At 33.5% G+C, this 16064-nt stretch carries 16 protein-coding genes and 1 tRNA gene; 11 read left to right on the forward strand and 6 right to left on the reverse strand.

Features of this window, described 5'->3' with window-relative positions; all coding sequences use genetic code 11:
• Position 1 precedes the first annotated feature (1 nt).
• From HLI_RS20990 to HLI_RS21010, 5 genes are all read right to left on the reverse strand, one after another.
• Positions 2-664, reverse strand: coding sequence for a hypothetical protein (locus HLI_RS20990; protein ID WP_128527025.1), 663 nt, complete (start codon positions 662-664; stop codon positions 2-4).
• The gene (locus HLI_RS20995; protein ID WP_128527026.1) at positions 657-1271 is read right to left on the reverse strand and encodes a hypothetical protein; all 615 of its coding nucleotides are present in this window, start codon (positions 1269-1271) and stop codon (positions 657-659) included. Before HLI_RS20995 ends, HLI_RS20990 begins: the two co-directional genes overlap by 8 nt.
• Before the next feature lie 96 nt (positions 1272-1367).
• The gene (locus HLI_RS21000) at positions 1368-2246 is read right to left on the reverse strand and encodes a tyrosine-type recombinase/integrase (RefSeq protein WP_128527027.1); all 879 of its coding nucleotides are present in this window, start codon (positions 2244-2246) and stop codon (positions 1368-1370) included.
• Positions 2247-2652: 406 nt separating this feature from the next.
• Entirely contained in the window at positions 2653-4239 is a 1587-nt protein-coding gene (locus HLI_RS21005; RefSeq protein ID WP_128527028.1) for a hypothetical protein, read from the reverse strand.
• Between the two features lie 882 nt (positions 4240-5121).
• Entirely contained in the window at positions 5122-6102 is a 981-nt protein-coding gene (locus tag HLI_RS21010; RefSeq protein ID WP_128527029.1) for a coiled-coil domain-containing protein, read from the reverse strand.
• A 1139-nt stretch (positions 6103-7241) separates the two neighbouring features.
• Here HLI_RS21010 and HLI_RS21015 point away from each other — a divergent pair.
• Together HLI_RS21015 and HLI_RS21020 are read left to right on the forward strand one after the other, a co-directional pair.
• Positions 7242-8489: a ParM/StbA family protein gene (locus HLI_RS21015; protein WP_128527030.1), complete on the forward strand. Its 1248-nt coding sequence runs from the start codon at positions 7242-7244 to the stop codon at positions 8487-8489.
• A 59-nt stretch (positions 8490-8548) separates the two neighbouring features.
• A complete protein-coding gene (locus HLI_RS21020; protein WP_128527031.1) occupies positions 8549-9202 on the forward strand; it encodes a hypothetical protein in 654 nt (217 codons plus the stop codon).
• Between the two features lie 55 nt (positions 9203-9257).
• Here HLI_RS21020 and HLI_RS21025 read toward each other — a convergent pair whose 3' ends face one another.
• Positions 9258-9458: a hypothetical protein gene (locus tag HLI_RS21025; RefSeq protein ID WP_128527032.1), complete on the reverse strand. Its 201-nt coding sequence runs from the start codon at positions 9456-9458 to the stop codon at positions 9258-9260.
• 121 nt (positions 9459-9579) lie between these two features.
• Between HLI_RS21025 and HLI_RS21030 the strand changes: the two genes are divergently transcribed.
• The 9 genes from HLI_RS21030 to HLI_RS21070 all read left to right on the forward strand — a co-directional run bounded on the left by HLI_RS21030 (position 9580) and on the right by HLI_RS21070 (position 15874).
• Complete coding sequence (locus HLI_RS21030; RefSeq protein ID WP_128527033.1) at positions 9580-9819, forward strand: glutaredoxin family protein; 240 nt, start codon at positions 9580-9582, stop codon at positions 9817-9819.
• A 26-nt stretch (positions 9820-9845) separates the two neighbouring features.
• Positions 9846-10067, forward strand: a complete 222-nt coding sequence (locus tag HLI_RS21035) for a hypothetical protein (protein ID WP_128527034.1) — start codon at positions 9846-9848, stop codon at positions 10065-10067.
• Between the two features lie 138 nt (positions 10068-10205).
• Entirely contained in the window at positions 10206-10790 is a 585-nt protein-coding gene (locus HLI_RS21040; protein WP_164908650.1) for an RNA polymerase sigma factor, read from the forward strand.
• 70 nt (positions 10791-10860) lie between these two features.
• A tRNA-Cys gene (locus HLI_RS21045) sits at positions 10861-10931 on the forward strand.
• Positions 10932-10968: 37 nt separating this feature from the next.
• Entirely contained in the window at positions 10969-11139 is a 171-nt protein-coding gene (locus HLI_RS21050) for a YvrJ family protein (protein WP_128527036.1), read from the forward strand.
• A gap of 91 nt (positions 11140-11230) precedes the next feature.
• Positions 11231-12124 (forward strand): S8 family peptidase, encoded by an 894-nt coding sequence (locus tag HLI_RS21055; protein WP_164908651.1) that lies wholly within the window; start codon positions 11231-11233, stop codon positions 12122-12124.
• Positions 12125-12494: 370 nt separating this feature from the next.
• Positions 12495-12902: a hypothetical protein gene (locus HLI_RS21060; RefSeq protein ID WP_128527038.1), complete on the forward strand. Its 408-nt coding sequence runs from the start codon at positions 12495-12497 to the stop codon at positions 12900-12902.
• A 69-nt stretch (positions 12903-12971) separates the two neighbouring features.
• Positions 12972-15026, forward strand: a complete 2055-nt coding sequence (locus HLI_RS21065) for a hypothetical protein (RefSeq protein ID WP_128527039.1) — start codon at positions 12972-12974, stop codon at positions 15024-15026.
• Positions 15026-15874 (forward strand): ATP-binding cassette domain-containing protein, encoded by an 849-nt coding sequence (locus HLI_RS21070; RefSeq protein WP_128527040.1) that lies wholly within the window; start codon positions 15026-15028, stop codon positions 15872-15874. The genes HLI_RS21065 and HLI_RS21070 overlap by 1 nt, the downstream gene beginning before the upstream one ends.
• Positions 15875-16064: the final 190 nt, after the last annotated feature.

The following is a 16064-nucleotide window of genomic DNA, read 5'->3' on the forward strand; positions in this document are numbered from 1 at the left end:
TTCAATCACCTGTTTCTAAAGTATTTTGATCTTTATAAGGAGGGGACGGACTATCATCCTGCAATTTCCAGACATTATCTTCTTTAATAATCGTGGTTATATAATAATACTCGGAATTTTCCCCATTAATTTTGCGGTAAAAATACCCTTCTTTTTCCGAACGATTATATGTGATGGTTGTTAAATCATAGCTCTCGGGAGCCACATTACTTGTGTAAGCATCTTGTAAGGTCCTAAGTACTTCAATCGCGTTCTTTTTTTCTTCTAATAACGATTTTTGACTATAATGTTCTCCTGTGTGTGCCTTAAGAAAATCTGCATATTCTTTTGGAGTTATACTTCCATCTTCAAACTCATACATAACTTTTCCAACACGTTTAGCAAACTCCTGGGGATCCTCATATGAGTTTAGTTCTTCATTTACTTCGGTATCCATAGTCGCTAACTCATCTAAATCATTATCTTTAATGACTTCATCCATAGGTCTTTTCATTTCTTCATAAATCTTATCCCGCTCTTTTTGTAGCTCTTCTTCATCCATTTCTTGCTCAATCTCTTCTGAATCAGGTGTCAATGTTTTCTTACTTTCTTCTACAAATTTATCGTTGGAACACCCGACTAAAGTAAGAAAAGCAAAAATGCCCAGCAATTCCTTCTTAATCAATTTGTTCACACCCTTTTGAAGAAATAATTTGAACCAGCTTACTTTTTTCATTATTGGTCAAAAAGCACGCTATTTCAGTACAATCATAGGTGTTTTCTTTTCGTAAAGCGGTTAAAAATAGATTTGTAACTTCTGGAATCTTTATCTTGTTACTTCCACTAGGAACAACATTAATTTTAAGCTTTTTCTCTATACAGTAGGCAAGCGTATTAAGATACTCTTCCTGAATGTTCGTTGAAATACTTACCCCTTCAATTTGTCTGTTTCCAAAAAGAGAGATATAGACCATTATTGCTTTACGAGTCAGATGTTTTGAATTAACACCTTGAGTAAACACTTTGATACTACCTTTGTACCAACCTTCTACTAGATCCGTGAGCTCACCATTCAAATGTATGACAAATTGATTTTTCCTTGGTTGAACTGTTACATGGTTTTTAAGATTATTAGATTGAAGATAATTCAATAAGTAAAAAGATTTTTCTTTTGCAAATGGTACTTGGATTGATGTGATAGCTCCCCCCATTGCTAAAGGAGGTTCACCTTCCCCCATTAAAGAGGCAACTATCAGGTTAATTAACGATTTTTGTTCATCAAAGTTCTTCACATTGATATCCCTCCATACAAAAAACCCAAATAGGCACAGTCGTATCACGACCATGCTATTTGGGTTTATTCCCTGCGTTTTCAATTCAATTATTATCTATTCTACACCTAGTTTCTCGTCTAATTCAAGCTGTTCTTTTCCTTTGTGATGACGAAATTGACTATTTTTAATTAATTGAGCTGCACTAACTACCTCTATACCTAGTTCAGCAGCTATTTGTTCTACGACCATTCTTTTTTCTGTATAAAGATAAAAAGCGTAAGCGTGTCTAATGTCATTAGGAGTGATCTTGACAGGAAAATTGTAGTCCTGTGATATAACACTAAAGTGCATGTGAAGAGACATATATTCAATAGGTACAAGGGATTCATCATGCTTTTTAGTAGTAAATATATAGTCAGAACCATTGAACTGGGATTCAAAAAAGTAGGATAAGAAGATTTCTGCTTCATCATTATAAAGAATTAAGTTTCTCTTTGGATAAAGAATTTCGACAGAGTTGCCGTGATCAATTACATTACCTTTTTTAATTTGAAATTCTGCACTACGTAAACCGTACGTGGATAAGATGAAAATTGATTTTCTTAAGGTTGTGTAATTGTGGTTGTTTATAACTTTGGGCAGAGTATCTTTAAGAAGATCATAAGTTAATGAATTCCCTTTATTCTCTTCTTCTAGGAATCTATCAATTTTCATTGCTGGATCAACAGGTACTTTTTCTATTCTCCATAAGTAATCAAAGAATCCTTTTAATATCGTTAAGTGTTTGTTGACCGTTTTTATTGAATTCCCTTCTTTCACTTTAGAATTAAGGAAATTTTTAATGTCAGCCGGAGATATTTGATATGGCTCTTTCTGTTTTTCATAAAAATTATCTATAAAGGAAAAGAACAAATGAATGGTTTTTAGATATCCTGCAATTGTGTTTTGACTTTTGTTTTTATCTTCTAGATATTTTGAATACTGAAATGGCATACATTCCCCCCCCCTTTATCTTGACACCTTTATTAAATGAATAGACAACTATTACAAACAAGAATCTATTATAGAAACGGCTGTTACTGTCATGTAGCATGTTTTATAAGATTTAAACTTAAAAAAACAGATGTATATTTTTTTAATCTCAACAAAACTTAATGTTTTTTATTTCCAGAAAATCATTAGTTCGTTGTTCCCTACTATACCACTTAACTAATCAAATTATCCTCAAAGTAAACATATAATAATATGTTTTTTTATGAATAAATAAATGGTTTTCCACACTACTAACGTATTCCACAATATTCACTTATAAATATATGTTTTTTTACGATTTTGAGTAAATGAAAGAAAAAACGAATCATTTCTTTTAAAAAGATGAGTATAAGGAATTGTTCTTGCTCTAACTACTCCTTATGGTTGAAAGGTGGGCTTTGTATTCATCAATCATGAAATCTTCCATTTGGAACTTGTAAGGAAGATCAGGCTTCACAGTTACTGTATTTAAAGAGCGTACTTGTTGGATCATCTTGTCACATAACGTTTTATAATCTATGGCTCCTGTGTTCCATTCCTTTATTGCTGATTTTTCTACTAATTCATACTCTGCTGGAGACACGTTCTGACGAATGGCCAGATGACGTAATACTTCGATTCCTTTCAGTTCATTTAACTGTGGGGAGAAGGAAGATTCATAATCTTTTTCAGTGTATGCAGTTTTCCCAAAATGATTTTGAAGCGTTGGTTTAGCTAGTTGAACCATTCTTCTAAATACACGCAACGAAAAGTAACTAACTTTTGAAACAAATTCGTAGCGTCTCCTCTCTCGTTCATGAGGTTGTTTATAACCGAATAAGACATAGTCTAATATCCCTTCTTCACGGGCAATTCTTATATAGTCAATCACTGTATTATGACGGACAGCATCTATTGTGAATTCTTGAATATTAGGTGGGAATTTCCCTTTGTAATTCACGTATTCCTTAATGGCTAATATTGCGTGTTTAATAGCCTTTTTTGACCGGTCCTTTAATATATAAAGAAGATCCCGGAATAATGAGCCATTGTATAATGAAACTAATTCACCTATTCTTTCATTATTTAATAGATTTGCAATATATTTAGCTTCTCTTTGGTATGTCTCTTTAGGTGCTAAAGGAAACCGATACGTTTCTCCTTTCTTCACTGCTCGATGGAAGTAAGGGTTTAACTGTAGATTTGCTTTGTAGAAACTTCTCCCTCTTTTTGTAATAGGTGGATGACCAGGTACATGATGAAGTAATGTCTGACCATTCGGACCTTTCCAACTGAGTAATTCTATGATTATGTTTTTCACATCTGAATTTTGTTGCTTATGTAATAGCTGTTTAAGAGCAGAAGTAATAATGTCATCTTTTTTATTTGGTGTTTTATCATTTGGGTCCAGAACACGAGTAAACATAAACTTCTTCTTGTTTCCCTGTTGCCACGCTAATGCAAGGTATAATTTCATGTGTGAAACACTCAGCTGATCAGTGAAGAAATGGCTGAACACGAAATGAGGTAGCATGATATACCTTCCTACCTTCCCACTTTCATCATCCACAAAATGATTAAGACGGATAGTATAACGTTTTGTATACTTATCTTTTTTGACTAAGATAAGTTCATTAAGTTCAAATTTCTTTAATGTGTTTTTAAATTCTTGATAAGTTACGGGGTTTTGGTATAGCTTCTCCATTCTCTCAGAATAAAGATTGTGAGGATTTGTTTCCCTTATCTCCCCTACTGTATTGCAGGAGATGTTGAGGATAATGGCTGTCATAATATCTGCCATTGTTATATGGTGTAGTTTTCTGGTTCTAACGGAGCCATCATTAACAATCGGGTAAGTGATTCCTTCCTCGTACCTTTTTTCAATATTAAACAATTGTTTTAAGAAGTCTGCAGACATAGCAATAGGACTATTTGTAATGAAGTTGTCTTTTTGAGGAGCGAATACCTTATTCATGGGTTTTTGTCCTTTCTATTTAAGGTTATTTTAGGGTAGGTATTTACCTTAAAAAAAAGAACAAAACCAAAAGATAAATCAATAAGTCTTCTAAGTTATCAAATAAAAATGACTAGGGCTTTTGGTTAGACGATCCGTCCAACTTACCTGGCCCTAGTCACACAGTTTTTCATTTGAAGACAGAATAAATGTTTGAAAATAGAGCTTCAAACGTTGAATTCAAAGATGTACAATGATATTATTATAGAAGGTAATTGATTTTAAGCGATTGTTGCAGCAATCGCAAGTATCATTGTTTTGTGTGTTGGGCTTGGTTGTTCTTCGGATCAATCAAGTTCTTTTTTTATGTAAATTTAGTTGATTATCTATTTTTGAGCATAAAAAATACAGAAGATTCGTGTAAAGATGTACACGTATCCCGCAATTTGCTCGTCTTATTCTAAATAATATCATAACCATTCTATGATGTGAATAAGGTACTAACAGTTTTAGCTATTACTTCCAGTAGTCAGGCCGCATATTTCTTGCGCCACGGAACCCCCTATGCTAAACTATAAATACAAATTAAATAGAAATAACAAGTCGCAGAAGAAAGCGATTTGTTCGTCTGCAGAACCTCACCTTTGGTGGGGATTTTTGCATTTTATAAACAAAAAAGCCCTCTCCTCTCTACTCAGGGATAGGGCTTTCCTTCGTATTTTCAGTTATTTTATAGTCCAAGCAATTGGTAACCAGCTGCTAAAGTTGTGATTACAATCGCAGAAGCTACTACTACATTATCGGTTAACTTTCTGGTTTTGTCTTTAAATAGTGCTAACATTTAAATCACCTCATATTTTAGTTATTCAATCATAGCACATTATTTTGAATATTCAAAATAATTCAATCTGTATGAGTGTTTAGTAGTTTCAATACATCATTTCTTTTAATGTCCTCTTTATGTTCAATAAGATGATTAAGATAGCTTTTATTTTCTTCTACTTTTGTTTGTTTCTTCTCTATTTCTTCTTTTAAACGCTCTCTTTTCTCTATTTTCTTATTTAGTTCTGACTTTAACTGATCGACTTCTTCAAAATTCTGCTCATTTCTTTCTTCCTCTGCTGTTGATATAGCGTCATTTAAGACACTTTCTACGTCCATTTCCTCTTCATTAGAACCACCAGTGAATAAGCTCAACCAGGAACGTTTTTTCACCTTTTGTTGAGTAGCTTTCATTGTTTGATCTAGAACACGATAGTAACGGCGTTCCATTGCTTCTCTTTGATATTTAGATTGAAGGTTTTCAATTTTATTTTCAAGGTTACTTATTTCACGTTCATTATCTGAGTAATCGAGGCGTGTACTAGTTAAAGAATTATTTGCATCTTGAACTTTTCCTGTTAGCTTTTGAATAATTAAATGCTTTCTTAACTCTTCAATCTCTTTTATTAAGGTTGCTTGATTTTGTCCATCATTCTTTGCTAGATGATTGTCTACGTTGACAGGATTAAAGTTAGTTGTAGACGTTAGGTTTTTCACACCAACAAAATGGGCTAAATCTGCAGTTTTTTTGTTAGCTTTCTCTACTAATAAGAGAATCATATGAAGCTTAAAGATACTTTTATAATCTAAACGGTAATACTTTCCGGAACGTGCGGGACCTATATAATGGAAAAGTTCGTTTCTGAAATAATTTCTAAGAGTTCCGTCATTTCTACCTATAAATTCAGCTGCTTCTGTTGTGCTGTATGTAGTATCTGGGTGCATTTTTAGTATGTTTTCCGTATATAGTTCACTTTCCAACTCCGCTAATTCGATCTCTTTCCTCAATGGGTCTTTTATGAATTCATCTTCTAGCAATTCTTTCATATCTAATTTTTCCATTTTTACACTCCCTCCATTGTAGATTTCTACAATATATTTTCATATTACCTGTGAAAGAGTGATAATTCAAGATTTTTGAGAGCGCTACATGCTCATAAACGTATCGCAACGTAAGTTTTCGATGAATGAAGTGTATCGCAACGCAAGCGTTTCGTCTAGATGGAATAGATTCAAACCGAATCAAATGCATTCAAACGGATTCCTATTCGAGTGAATTTAAATGAATTAATTGCGTTACGGGTCGTCCATGATTCCATAACGCACTGATATTGGAAAGTTTTGTTGGAAAATAGCACTTGAATTTAGTGTATCGCAACTTCACTCTCATTATTTGATTGCACGTTACGTAGCGTTAGGGTTGCGTTATGATTTCAAGTCGATAGCGGTCACTAAATAGCGTTTTGTGCCAGGTCTTTAATCGAGAACGATACGTATCGCTTAAAATTACAATTTGATACGTATAAGCGATCCGTAACGCTCCAGTTACGTTATGTACACTTGTCGATAGCGGTAATTTTATAGCTAATTGAAGCTTTATGCGCCATTGAGCGATCCATATCGCAAGAATTATGAGTGGTATCAAGAAATTATATTTAATTCGTGATAGAGTAACCGCGCGAATAGTATTGAATCGAAAATGAGATAGTTTTTGAAATGATGAAAGAATAGCAAGTTCACTCGAGTATGTTTGAATTTCACATAGAACGATTGCGTTATCGTTCGTCCACGGTGCTGTAGCGCACTGGTATTTTAAAGTTTTGTCATTTTAAACCACATCTATGGACTAATGTCTGCTGCCTTTTGAATATCTAATGAAGGGTGGTTGAACCGAAATTGTGATAGTTAAGCAGTGCTTCCTTATATTGAAGTGCATTATGAAGAGATCAAACGCATTCAAACCAGTTCAAGTTTATATATGCTTAGAGTAGCGGTTGCGTTATTGGTCGTCTATGGAACCGTATCGCACTGATGTTAAGCATTCTAACTGAAAAGACGTTAGATACTAGCAATATCATTTATATGCATAATATATATATATTCTACATTAGAAATGAACATATACAACATATGCCTTATATTGAATATGATATAAAGTCATGCTATAATAGTTTTTAAGTTTGGTAGAGGAGGAATTATTTATGAAACAGAAAGATTACGATATTAAAGTAGTAGAAGATATGGGGAACTCTGAGCAAGTATTGAGATTATCCATCGGTGATTACAAAGAAGAAATTAAACAACCTAATGTTTTCTCAGAGGAGTTTGACTTTGACACAGTGGGAGATAAGCCAGATACCCAACTAATTGAAAATTTGATGGATGATTTATTTGTTTTTATAAACTCAAGTGCGATAAGACTTGCTGGGAACTATTACATAGGAAGAGCAGCGCTTGAACATAGTGGTGAAGTAGTATCGAACATGCGCGCTGGAAAGGATCTTAAATCTGAGTCTGATATTCCAGTGGTTAACACACTAGGTGTCCTAGCTGGGAAAGCCGTACAACGAGCTTTCAAAGAGGATAATGAGATTCCTGATTCAATAAACCTTACTGTAGATTTCATAACTGCTTTGCCTGTGACGGAATATAAGAGAGACGGTGCGAAAGAAAAACTTCAAGAAAAATTCATGAATGGAGTCCATGAGGTCGTTGTCTATGTAGGGAAGAAAAAAGTTAAAGTAGAGATTGGTTTTGAGTTTGTTTTTGTAAGTCCAGAAGGAACAGCAGCTGTATTTTCGATCGTGGATAAGAAAAATAAAGAAAGAACGAAAAAGTTGCTAAGTGAATTTGTTAAAGAGTACGAGGGTATGACTGAAGACAAGGCCCTTGAAGAGCTTGAAAATGGACGCATTCTACATGTTGATATTGGTGAGGGTACAACTGAACTTCCTATTACTCAAAAATACAATTTTGACGATAAAAAAGCAGATGGTATTAACATTGGAATTGCAGTTGCTATCAATAAAGCGTTAACTAGATTTCGAGAAGAACAGGGTTTTCCAACTCTTTCTCGTCAGAAATATAGTGAATATCTAAAATATCCAAAGCAATACCCTGAGTTTCACAGTGTAGCGATGAACTACATTCGCCAGACTGTAAAAGGTCCATATAGACAAGTTTTAGATGCAATAAAAGACCAGCTAGATAGTGTTTACAATGAAGTGGATATTGTAATGGTCTATGGTGGTGGTTCGATATTGATGAAAGAGATTATGTATGATGCATTAAAAGAAGAGTTGGCGGGCCGTAGAATGGGGAAAATTAAAGTATTATGGGTTCCGACTGAACTTGCTACGACTATGAATGCTGATGGTTTGGAGAGACTCTTCTATAACAATTTCTATAATAAGATTAAAAGTGCAAAATTAGAGAGTGCTAAGAAGTAATTTGATTAATATAGGGAAGGGCTTCCCTCCCTCCTTATTTCAAGTAGGTGGTGAAAATATTGAGCCGAAAGAGGCAGACTAAAGAAAAAAAAGCAGGAGATATTCACCCGTTTTATTTAAATGATAATAATGTAGTTAATGAGTTTATAAACAAACAGACTAATGCAAATGAAGGGCTTCGGGTAGCTATTGAACTTTTTGTAAGTCAATTTGGTAATATAGACGTTTCTAAGTTCGTGCCGAATCGTAGAGATCCAGAGACATTGGAAAACATTTTGCCGATATTAGAAATGGCTAGCAAAATAGAAGGTAATACCCCTTCTAGTGCCGGAGTTTATATTGAGCGAAATAAAGATGCTGGCGAAACTGAAAGCGCTCCTTCACAATCCTCTATCAATGATGAACCGCCCGATAATAAAAACGACGGAAAAGATATGGACAATGAAGTTAATCAACGGGATAATGTGAATTTTGTTGCTAGTAATAATAAAAACGAAGGGCGAAACCAGGAGAATCTTTTGAAAGATGAAGATAAAACAGAAAGTAAAAATAGCCATTCAGATTTAAGAAAAGATAGCGAGAGTATAAATGTGGATGAACACAAGGTTCCTCAAAGAGAAAATGAGAGAAAAGAAAAAGATGGAAACGACTTAAATCATGAAGAAGAATCACCTGCAGATAATGATGATATGCCTTCATGGATGACAGAATAGAAGAACTAGGGAGTTACCCCCTTCAAAAAAGTCGATGCATTATGCATCGACTTTTTTATGTGAATTTTTCTTTAAATTCAAAGAAACCCACAGATTCTATATTTAAAATTTTGTCTTCATTCTCCAATATTTTCAGTTTTATTGATTGCTCCAAATCTTCTCTTTCTTTAGGTTTAGTTTGGTTGAGTGCTTTTTTTATTCTGGGTTCTAGTTGTTCTATATAATCTAATATTTCATTTGCATTTGAATCATCCATAACGATACCCCCTACGTTTAAAAGTGAGAAAAAATTACATTATTACACAAAAAATGACTTTTTTACCAAAAATGTTTATTTATCCTAATTTATATCTCTTTAGAAAGTGAGGAGGGATTTTATGAGAGTATCTGTTTATACATCTCAATCATGTGGGTTTTGTAAAAGAATTAAAGACTGGTATTTGTCCCAGGGTATACATTTCGTTGAAAAAGACGTTCAAAAAAACCCTTTGTACAAAGATGAACTATTAGAACTTGGGGTGAAAGGAATACCGTTTTCACTAATCGAGTCATCAGAAAAAACTGTAGAGGTACTTGGGTTTAACAAAAAAGAGCTAGAAGATCTCTTTTTGAAATAACTTTCATTAATAAAGGTTGGGTGCTTATGAGTGGATACGAAAATCAAATAGATACGTTGACAAGACGCTATACAGAGCTAAGAAAAGAACTTAACAGATTTACCTGTAAATTGGATCATGTGGACGAACAAGATATAGAACTTTATCAAGATGTCTGTATGTTGTTCGCAACACAACTTAATCGCTTAAGAAAAGAATGCAATGCCTCCTACTCAATTGATGTTTGTCAAGAAAACTTAGATAAATAACCAGCTGATTTCGATACAACCATACTAATTCAAATCAAAATATTAGATAACGGGAACGTGTGTTCTATTATATCGAGTTGACTCCCATATTTTCAATATTTTCTTTTAACAATGACATATTTCATTGGAGGGAACTATATGAAGCATAAATCGGATTTGATTGAAAAATTTATGAGTGATAACCCGAATTTTGTAAAGCAACCCATCGTTAAAAGCTTCTTAGCACAAGAGGATAACTTTTCTTTACTAGAATCTCATCTAAGAGGAAATGAAAGTTCATCCAATCTTCTAGATGAGAAGTTCAAGTTGCATTTTTACAGAGCAAAAATCGTAAATTATTTATCTAACTTGATTTATTACTTTTCGATAGATTACGACAAAAGGGTCAATGTGTACGGAGAAAGGTTCCCTTTGGTGTTAAATAAAACTCCAAACGACGATGAGGGGAATAATGGAGACAATTCCTTAATCGATATGGTTAATGTAGATCATGTCGATTTTGACTCTTCATTTGAGCATAGTTTAGAGGGTTCTGTAACAGATAAACGTTTATATAAAGCTATAAAGAAGCTTCCAAAGAACCAGAAAAAAGTATTATCGTTACATTTTCTTAAAGGTTTAAGCAATAAGGAAATTGCAAGAGTTTTAGACGAGAGTGAACAGAACGTTTCTAACGTCAAGCGTAGAGCCTTCAAAAAGCTACGTGTGCAAATATCAAGTTAAAGTGTTTAATTTTATACACTTGTTGCTCTTTAGTTAATGTAGTAAGATTATTTGCTTATTTTAAGCTTAGGGTAGTATAGCCAAGTGGTAAGGCCAGGGTCTGCAAAACCCTTACCCCCGGTTCAAATCCGGGTACTACCTCTTCAAGAACTTAAATCTAGAAAGGAGGTAGTTCTTGTTGACTCCAGATAATTGGTTAGATTTAATTAGTAATCTTGGTTTCCCAGTGGTAGTGACTTTCTATTTGCTTTTCAGGTTAGAAAAAAGCTTCCAGAAACTAGAAGAAAGCGTGGATGAATTACTCAATAAACACAGTAAGTGTTTAGAAGCCAGATATCTCGATAACTGAGTGTAGAACTAACATTGTTCTACCTTTTTTTCTGAAACTGATTTATTCAGTCTGATTTTAATACCAGAACAATCAAAAGGGATGTGTAATAGTGAGGAAATCCGTTAAAATTTTTCCTATAAATGATATAGGGGATGATAGGTCAAAGGAAAAGATACCAGAGAATATACTTGAGATAAGAGCTTTTAGGAAATGGGAAGATGGATTATCAGGGAAAGAGGTTGTAATAGCAGTAATAGATACCGGTTGTCACACTAACCATCCTGATTTAAAGGGAAGAATTATTGGGGGATACAATTTTAGTGATGAAGGTAAAAGTGATAATTATGAGGATTTAAACGGCCATGGAACTCATACCGCTGGTATAATTGCGAGTTCTGATAACAATACGGGCATTAAAGGGATAGCTCCTCATTCGAGTATCTTAGTTCTTAAAACTTTGGATAAGAAAGGTACAGGAACGGTTAAGAGTTTAATCAAAGCAGTTAATTACGCGGTTAATTGGAGAGGTCCGAATGATGAAAAAGTAAAAGTTATATCCATGTCTTTAGGAATAGAGGAAGATTATCCAGAGCTTCATCTAGCTATTAAAAATGCTATTGGAAAAAATATCTCAGTCGTAGCATCCTCAGGGAATTACGGAGATGGGAACTTTATTACAAATGAATACACTTACCCTAGCTATTATAATGAAGTAATCAGTGTAGGTGCCATTACTAATGACGATAAGATATCTTCATTTTCAAACACAAATAGTGATATCCTACTATATGCGCCAGGAAGTAATATATACTCTACTTACTTAGAGGGAAGATATAGAAGATTAACCGGTACTTCTATGGCATCACCTCATGTTGTGGGAGTCATAGCATTGTTATTAGAGGAAGAAGAGTTATCAGTTGCGGGTATAAGAAAAAAACTACTTCAAAACACACAAACTATAAGTGATGGTGATATCATTTACCCTGTGCTATACCTACAATAACAACCATCCTGTTTAATTTCCAAAAAAATTTATTTTCAAGACTTTCAAGTTAATAGCTAGATATAATATAGAGTATCATTTAGTGGATGCTAGGAATAATTCAAAAGATCTTTCATTTGTGACCCCCTCGTATGGACTTCATTGTTCACATACGGGGGTTTTCTTTCTTTGAAACATAGGTTATTTACCTTTATAATCGGTGAACTTTGTGAGTGAGGAACTAAACATGTAACACACGTTTAGGTTACAAATATCGAACAGTTATGGCCATAGAAAATAATTTAAATGATTTTGTTTATTTTCATCTCAATAATCCTCTTTACTTAATAACCATATAAAAATGGTAAACCTTACGAAGGGAGGTATTAAGATGAATGCATTAAGTGCGATTAATTCAATTCCTAAAAAGCATTTTATGGTTGTCGGGATGTTAGTGATGCTTTTCTCTGGAGCTTCAGCATTTGCCGCAACAGATGAGGTGCATCTTGGAAAATACGATGAGGCGGTGTACGGTACCGGGGCAGCTATTAATGAATCACTTCTCGTTATGGATGCTGATAACTACGGTGGGTCGGTTGCTCAATCAGAATCTTTCACTGCAAAAGCTAGAAAGTATAATGTTGGCATTAAACCCACAGTAGCATCTTACGGGGTAGCAGAGAATGATAGCATTTACAAATATGTAAGTGTTGATCCAGGAGTATACCAAGCAGCAGCTGTGAAAAATTCTAATTACCCTTTCCCTAACTATGCAGAAGGCAAGGTTGAAATATTCTAAGGATATTAATTTAAAAAGTAGTACCTAGAAGTTTTCTTTTAGGTACTACTATTTTATAGGAGGAAAACAATGACAAAGTTCTTATATTGGGCAGATTTTTTCGATACTATTTTTAGAAAAAATAAATTGTTTTGGGTGGTTCAAATATTAAGCTTTCTATTTATCAGTATATTCTTTTGTCAGTACATATTCTTTGAGGGTGATTATTCACCTCCAAATGCACTTGAATTATCTAGTCCTATTGTCCAAATAGGTATACTAGCTTATCTAATTATTGGTTCAAATCTTTTAGAAAATAACAGTTTGAAAGGTGTAAAAAGCATTTACAGTTCTCTTCATGTACAATTAGACAGCTTAATTGGGTCGATAGGATTCATAGTAATATCCTCCGGATTTACAATTGCGTTTTATTATTCTTACTATTCCATTCTTTTGATCAGCTCGGGCACAAATATTGGGTCTTTTTTTATTGATTCTTTGCTTTATTTAATTCTATATTGGTGGGTTCCCTTCCTAACAAGTGGGTTACTTGGCTTAAGTATTTCACTATGGATAAAAAACCACTTTAAATACGTCATTATGATATTAGTTTGGCTTCTCGTAGGACCTTTAAACGACTTATACCTTAAAGACAGATTATCACTGCTATTTTCATGGGGAGAAAAAGAGCCGACAATCCCCTATCATTACCTTTATGGTTTTGCTATTGAAGATGCAGCTGTACTAGAAAAATTCACATGGATTATGACAATCTTACTGATACTCATTCTGTCATATTTTACTAAGATTAAAAAAATCAAAATCTACAAATCTATAGCACTTGCTCTTTGTTTCTCGGTATTGATCGGGTTATCTTTCAATCAAATCCATCAATATAATACGTTATTAGTTGGAAAGGGAGAACAATCTATACAGAGTGAAATTGATAAATATCAAGTCTACCCAAACTCTAAAGATAACTCAGATCCGGAATATGAAATTACAGAGTATGATATTGATCTGGCCCTCGATAATAACCTTAGTGCTAATGTATTTCTTAATATAGAAAACATCTCTGAAAATACAATTTCTAGATTAAAGTTTTCTTTATATAGTGGATTTCATATTAGATATGTAAAAGATAACGGAAACAAAATTGATTACTCTAGGAAATACGATCAGGTAAAAATACAATTAGCTATGCCTCTAGAAAGAGGTGAATCAAGAACTATAGAGGTTTCCTATTCAGGAGATTCCTCCCCAATATATTTTGCAAATGAGCAAGCAGCATATCTTCCATCAAATTTCCCATGGATACCTAAGGAAGTTATTGCCCCTGCTATAACAGTATTTGAAAATTCCATTCACAGAAACAATTTGAACTCATTCAACGAAGTAAAATATGAGTTGGAATTCCAAGGAGAAAAAGAAGTATATACAAATATAAATAAAATAGGAGAGGATATTTGGTCAGGTGTGTCTACAGGAGGCCTATCTGTAATTATGGGCAGGTTAGATGAAACAGATTATGAAGGTAAAAAAATCATTTATCCTGATATCTGGAACGTTTCCACTGTATCTTTGGATAGATATTTTGAGAGGTTCGAAAATAATCTAGCGAAGATCAATGAACTTTTTGAAGGTGTAGACACAACCATACCAAACACAATCTTTTTACTTCCTAATACTTTTGTAAATGATTTCTATTTCGAAGAGGATTATTGGTTGTCGAAAGACCATTTCATTTTAGGTATACAGCGTGTTTTTTCTATAGATGAACATATTCTAGATCGTAAATCTGCTTTAATAATGAACAGCCTGGTACCAGCATCGACATGGAAAAACTCTATAAATCCTACTGATTTGGACTTCGTCTTTCTATTCAATGCCATTGTGTCTAATTATTTATCTGATGGAAATGAAAAAGTACCAAAGAAATACCTGAGTTTTGTAGAAATGAAGATAAATAAACAAGATAAACAAGTGCAAGTCAATGTATTGACTCGCGTTATAGAACTTATGGAAATACTAAGTGAAGAAAAAAAGAAGGAGTTTTTAAATGACTGGTATCAACTCCTTATTAAAAAGCATAGTTTTGGGGAGCTTAGCTCATTAATTGTTGAGTACAGGGAGGAGAGAAATTGATGGAAATCGTAGATATTGAAAAAAAAGTAGGAAAGAAAAGTATATTGAAGAATGTAAGTTGTGAGTTTAAAGGAGTTTATGGTTTGTTAGGTCCTAATGGTGCTGGAAAAACGACTCTAATGAAGATTCTAGCATCGGTTAATTCAAATTATAATGGACATGTAAAAAAAAATGGAATAAAAAATGTTGGTTATCTTCCTCAAGATTTCTTTCCCTACAAAAACCTTTCTATAGAGAAGATACTAAACCATCTAGGGACTTTAAAAGGACTAAATAAGGAAACGATCAACAATGAAATAGACGCAGTTCTAAAAGAACTGAACTTATTAAAATATAAGCAGTATAAGGTAAAAGAGCTATCTGGAGGAATGGTTAGAAGATTGGGAATAGCTCAGGCTATCTTAGGGAGACCTGAGTTACTAATCATTGATGAACCATTTAATGGGTTAGATTTAGAAGAAAAAATCAGACTTAAATTTTTACTAAAAAAAATATCATTGGATGAAAATAGAGTAACAATTATTACATCTCATTTAGTTGATGAAATGGAGGAGATTTGTACTAACATAGGTCTATTATTTAGCGGAGAAATGGTTAAGAGTGATGGTGTGAATGAATTATTAAGTGACCTCGAGAATAAAATATGGGAGCTAGAATGTGATAAAGGTAACTGTTTCGATGTAAATCGAGGCTTGATTTTATCGGAAACTTTTGTGTCGGCTAACAGGAAAAAATTGAGGATATATTCTGATGAAAATGTTTCTGGTGGGAAAGTCATGTCTCCTACACTAAAAGATATCTACCTATACTACAATCAAAAGGCGAACAACAATGATTATACACAATAGGATGCATTATGAACTAAAAACCAAGGATTTGCTTGTAATATATGGTTTCTTATTTGGAGCTTCGTTAGTATTTAAGGAATTATTTGCTTTGGACCTAGATAAGCTTAAATTATTCAATCAAGGGTTTGTTTCTTCGTTTTTCGGATTATGGGTTGTGTTTCTTTACAAGGAATTCTATAACGATAACTAT

The sequence above is a fragment of the Halobacillus litoralis genome (assembly GCF_004101865.1).
GTDB classification, from domain to species: domain Bacteria; phylum Bacillota; class Bacilli; order Bacillales; family Halobacillaceae; genus Halobacillus; species Halobacillus litoralis_A.

Excerpts from the sequence above, each read along its gene's own strand:
- HLI_RS21000 (WP_128527027.1), bottom strand. The coding sequence starts at position 2,246 with ATGCCATTTCAGTATTCAAAATATCTAGAAGATAAAAACAAAAGTCAA.
- HLI_RS21005 (WP_128527028.1), bottom strand. The coding sequence starts at position 4,239 with ATGAATAAGGTATTCGCTCCTCAAAAAGACAACTTCATTACAAATAGT.
- HLI_RS21010 (WP_128527029.1), bottom strand. The coding sequence starts at position 6,102 with ATGGAAAAATTAGATATGAAAGAATTGCTAGAAGATGAATTCATAAAA.
- HLI_RS21015 (WP_128527030.1), top strand. The coding sequence starts at position 7,242 with ATGAAACAGAAAGATTACGATATTAAAGTAGTAGAAGATATGGGGAAC.
- HLI_RS21025 (WP_128527032.1), bottom strand. The coding sequence starts at position 9,458 with ATGGATGATTCAAATGCAAATGAAATATTAGATTATATAGAACAACTA.
- HLI_RS21030 (WP_128527033.1), top strand. The coding sequence starts at position 9,580 with ATGAGAGTATCTGTTTATACATCTCAATCATGTGGGTTTTGTAAAAGA.
- HLI_RS21035 (WP_128527034.1), top strand. The coding sequence starts at position 9,846 with ATGAGTGGATACGAAAATCAAATAGATACGTTGACAAGACGCTATACA.
- HLI_RS21040 (WP_164908650.1), top strand. The coding sequence starts at position 10,206 with ATGAAGCATAAATCGGATTTGATTGAAAAATTTATGAGTGATAACCCG.
- HLI_RS21060 (WP_128527038.1), top strand. The coding sequence starts at position 12,495 with ATGAATGCATTAAGTGCGATTAATTCAATTCCTAAAAAGCATTTTATG.
- HLI_RS21065 (WP_128527039.1), top strand. The coding sequence starts at position 12,972 with ATGACAAAGTTCTTATATTGGGCAGATTTTTTCGATACTATTTTTAGA.
- HLI_RS21070 (WP_128527040.1), top strand. The coding sequence starts at position 15,026 with ATGGAAATCGTAGATATTGAAAAAAAAGTAGGAAAGAAAAGTATATTG.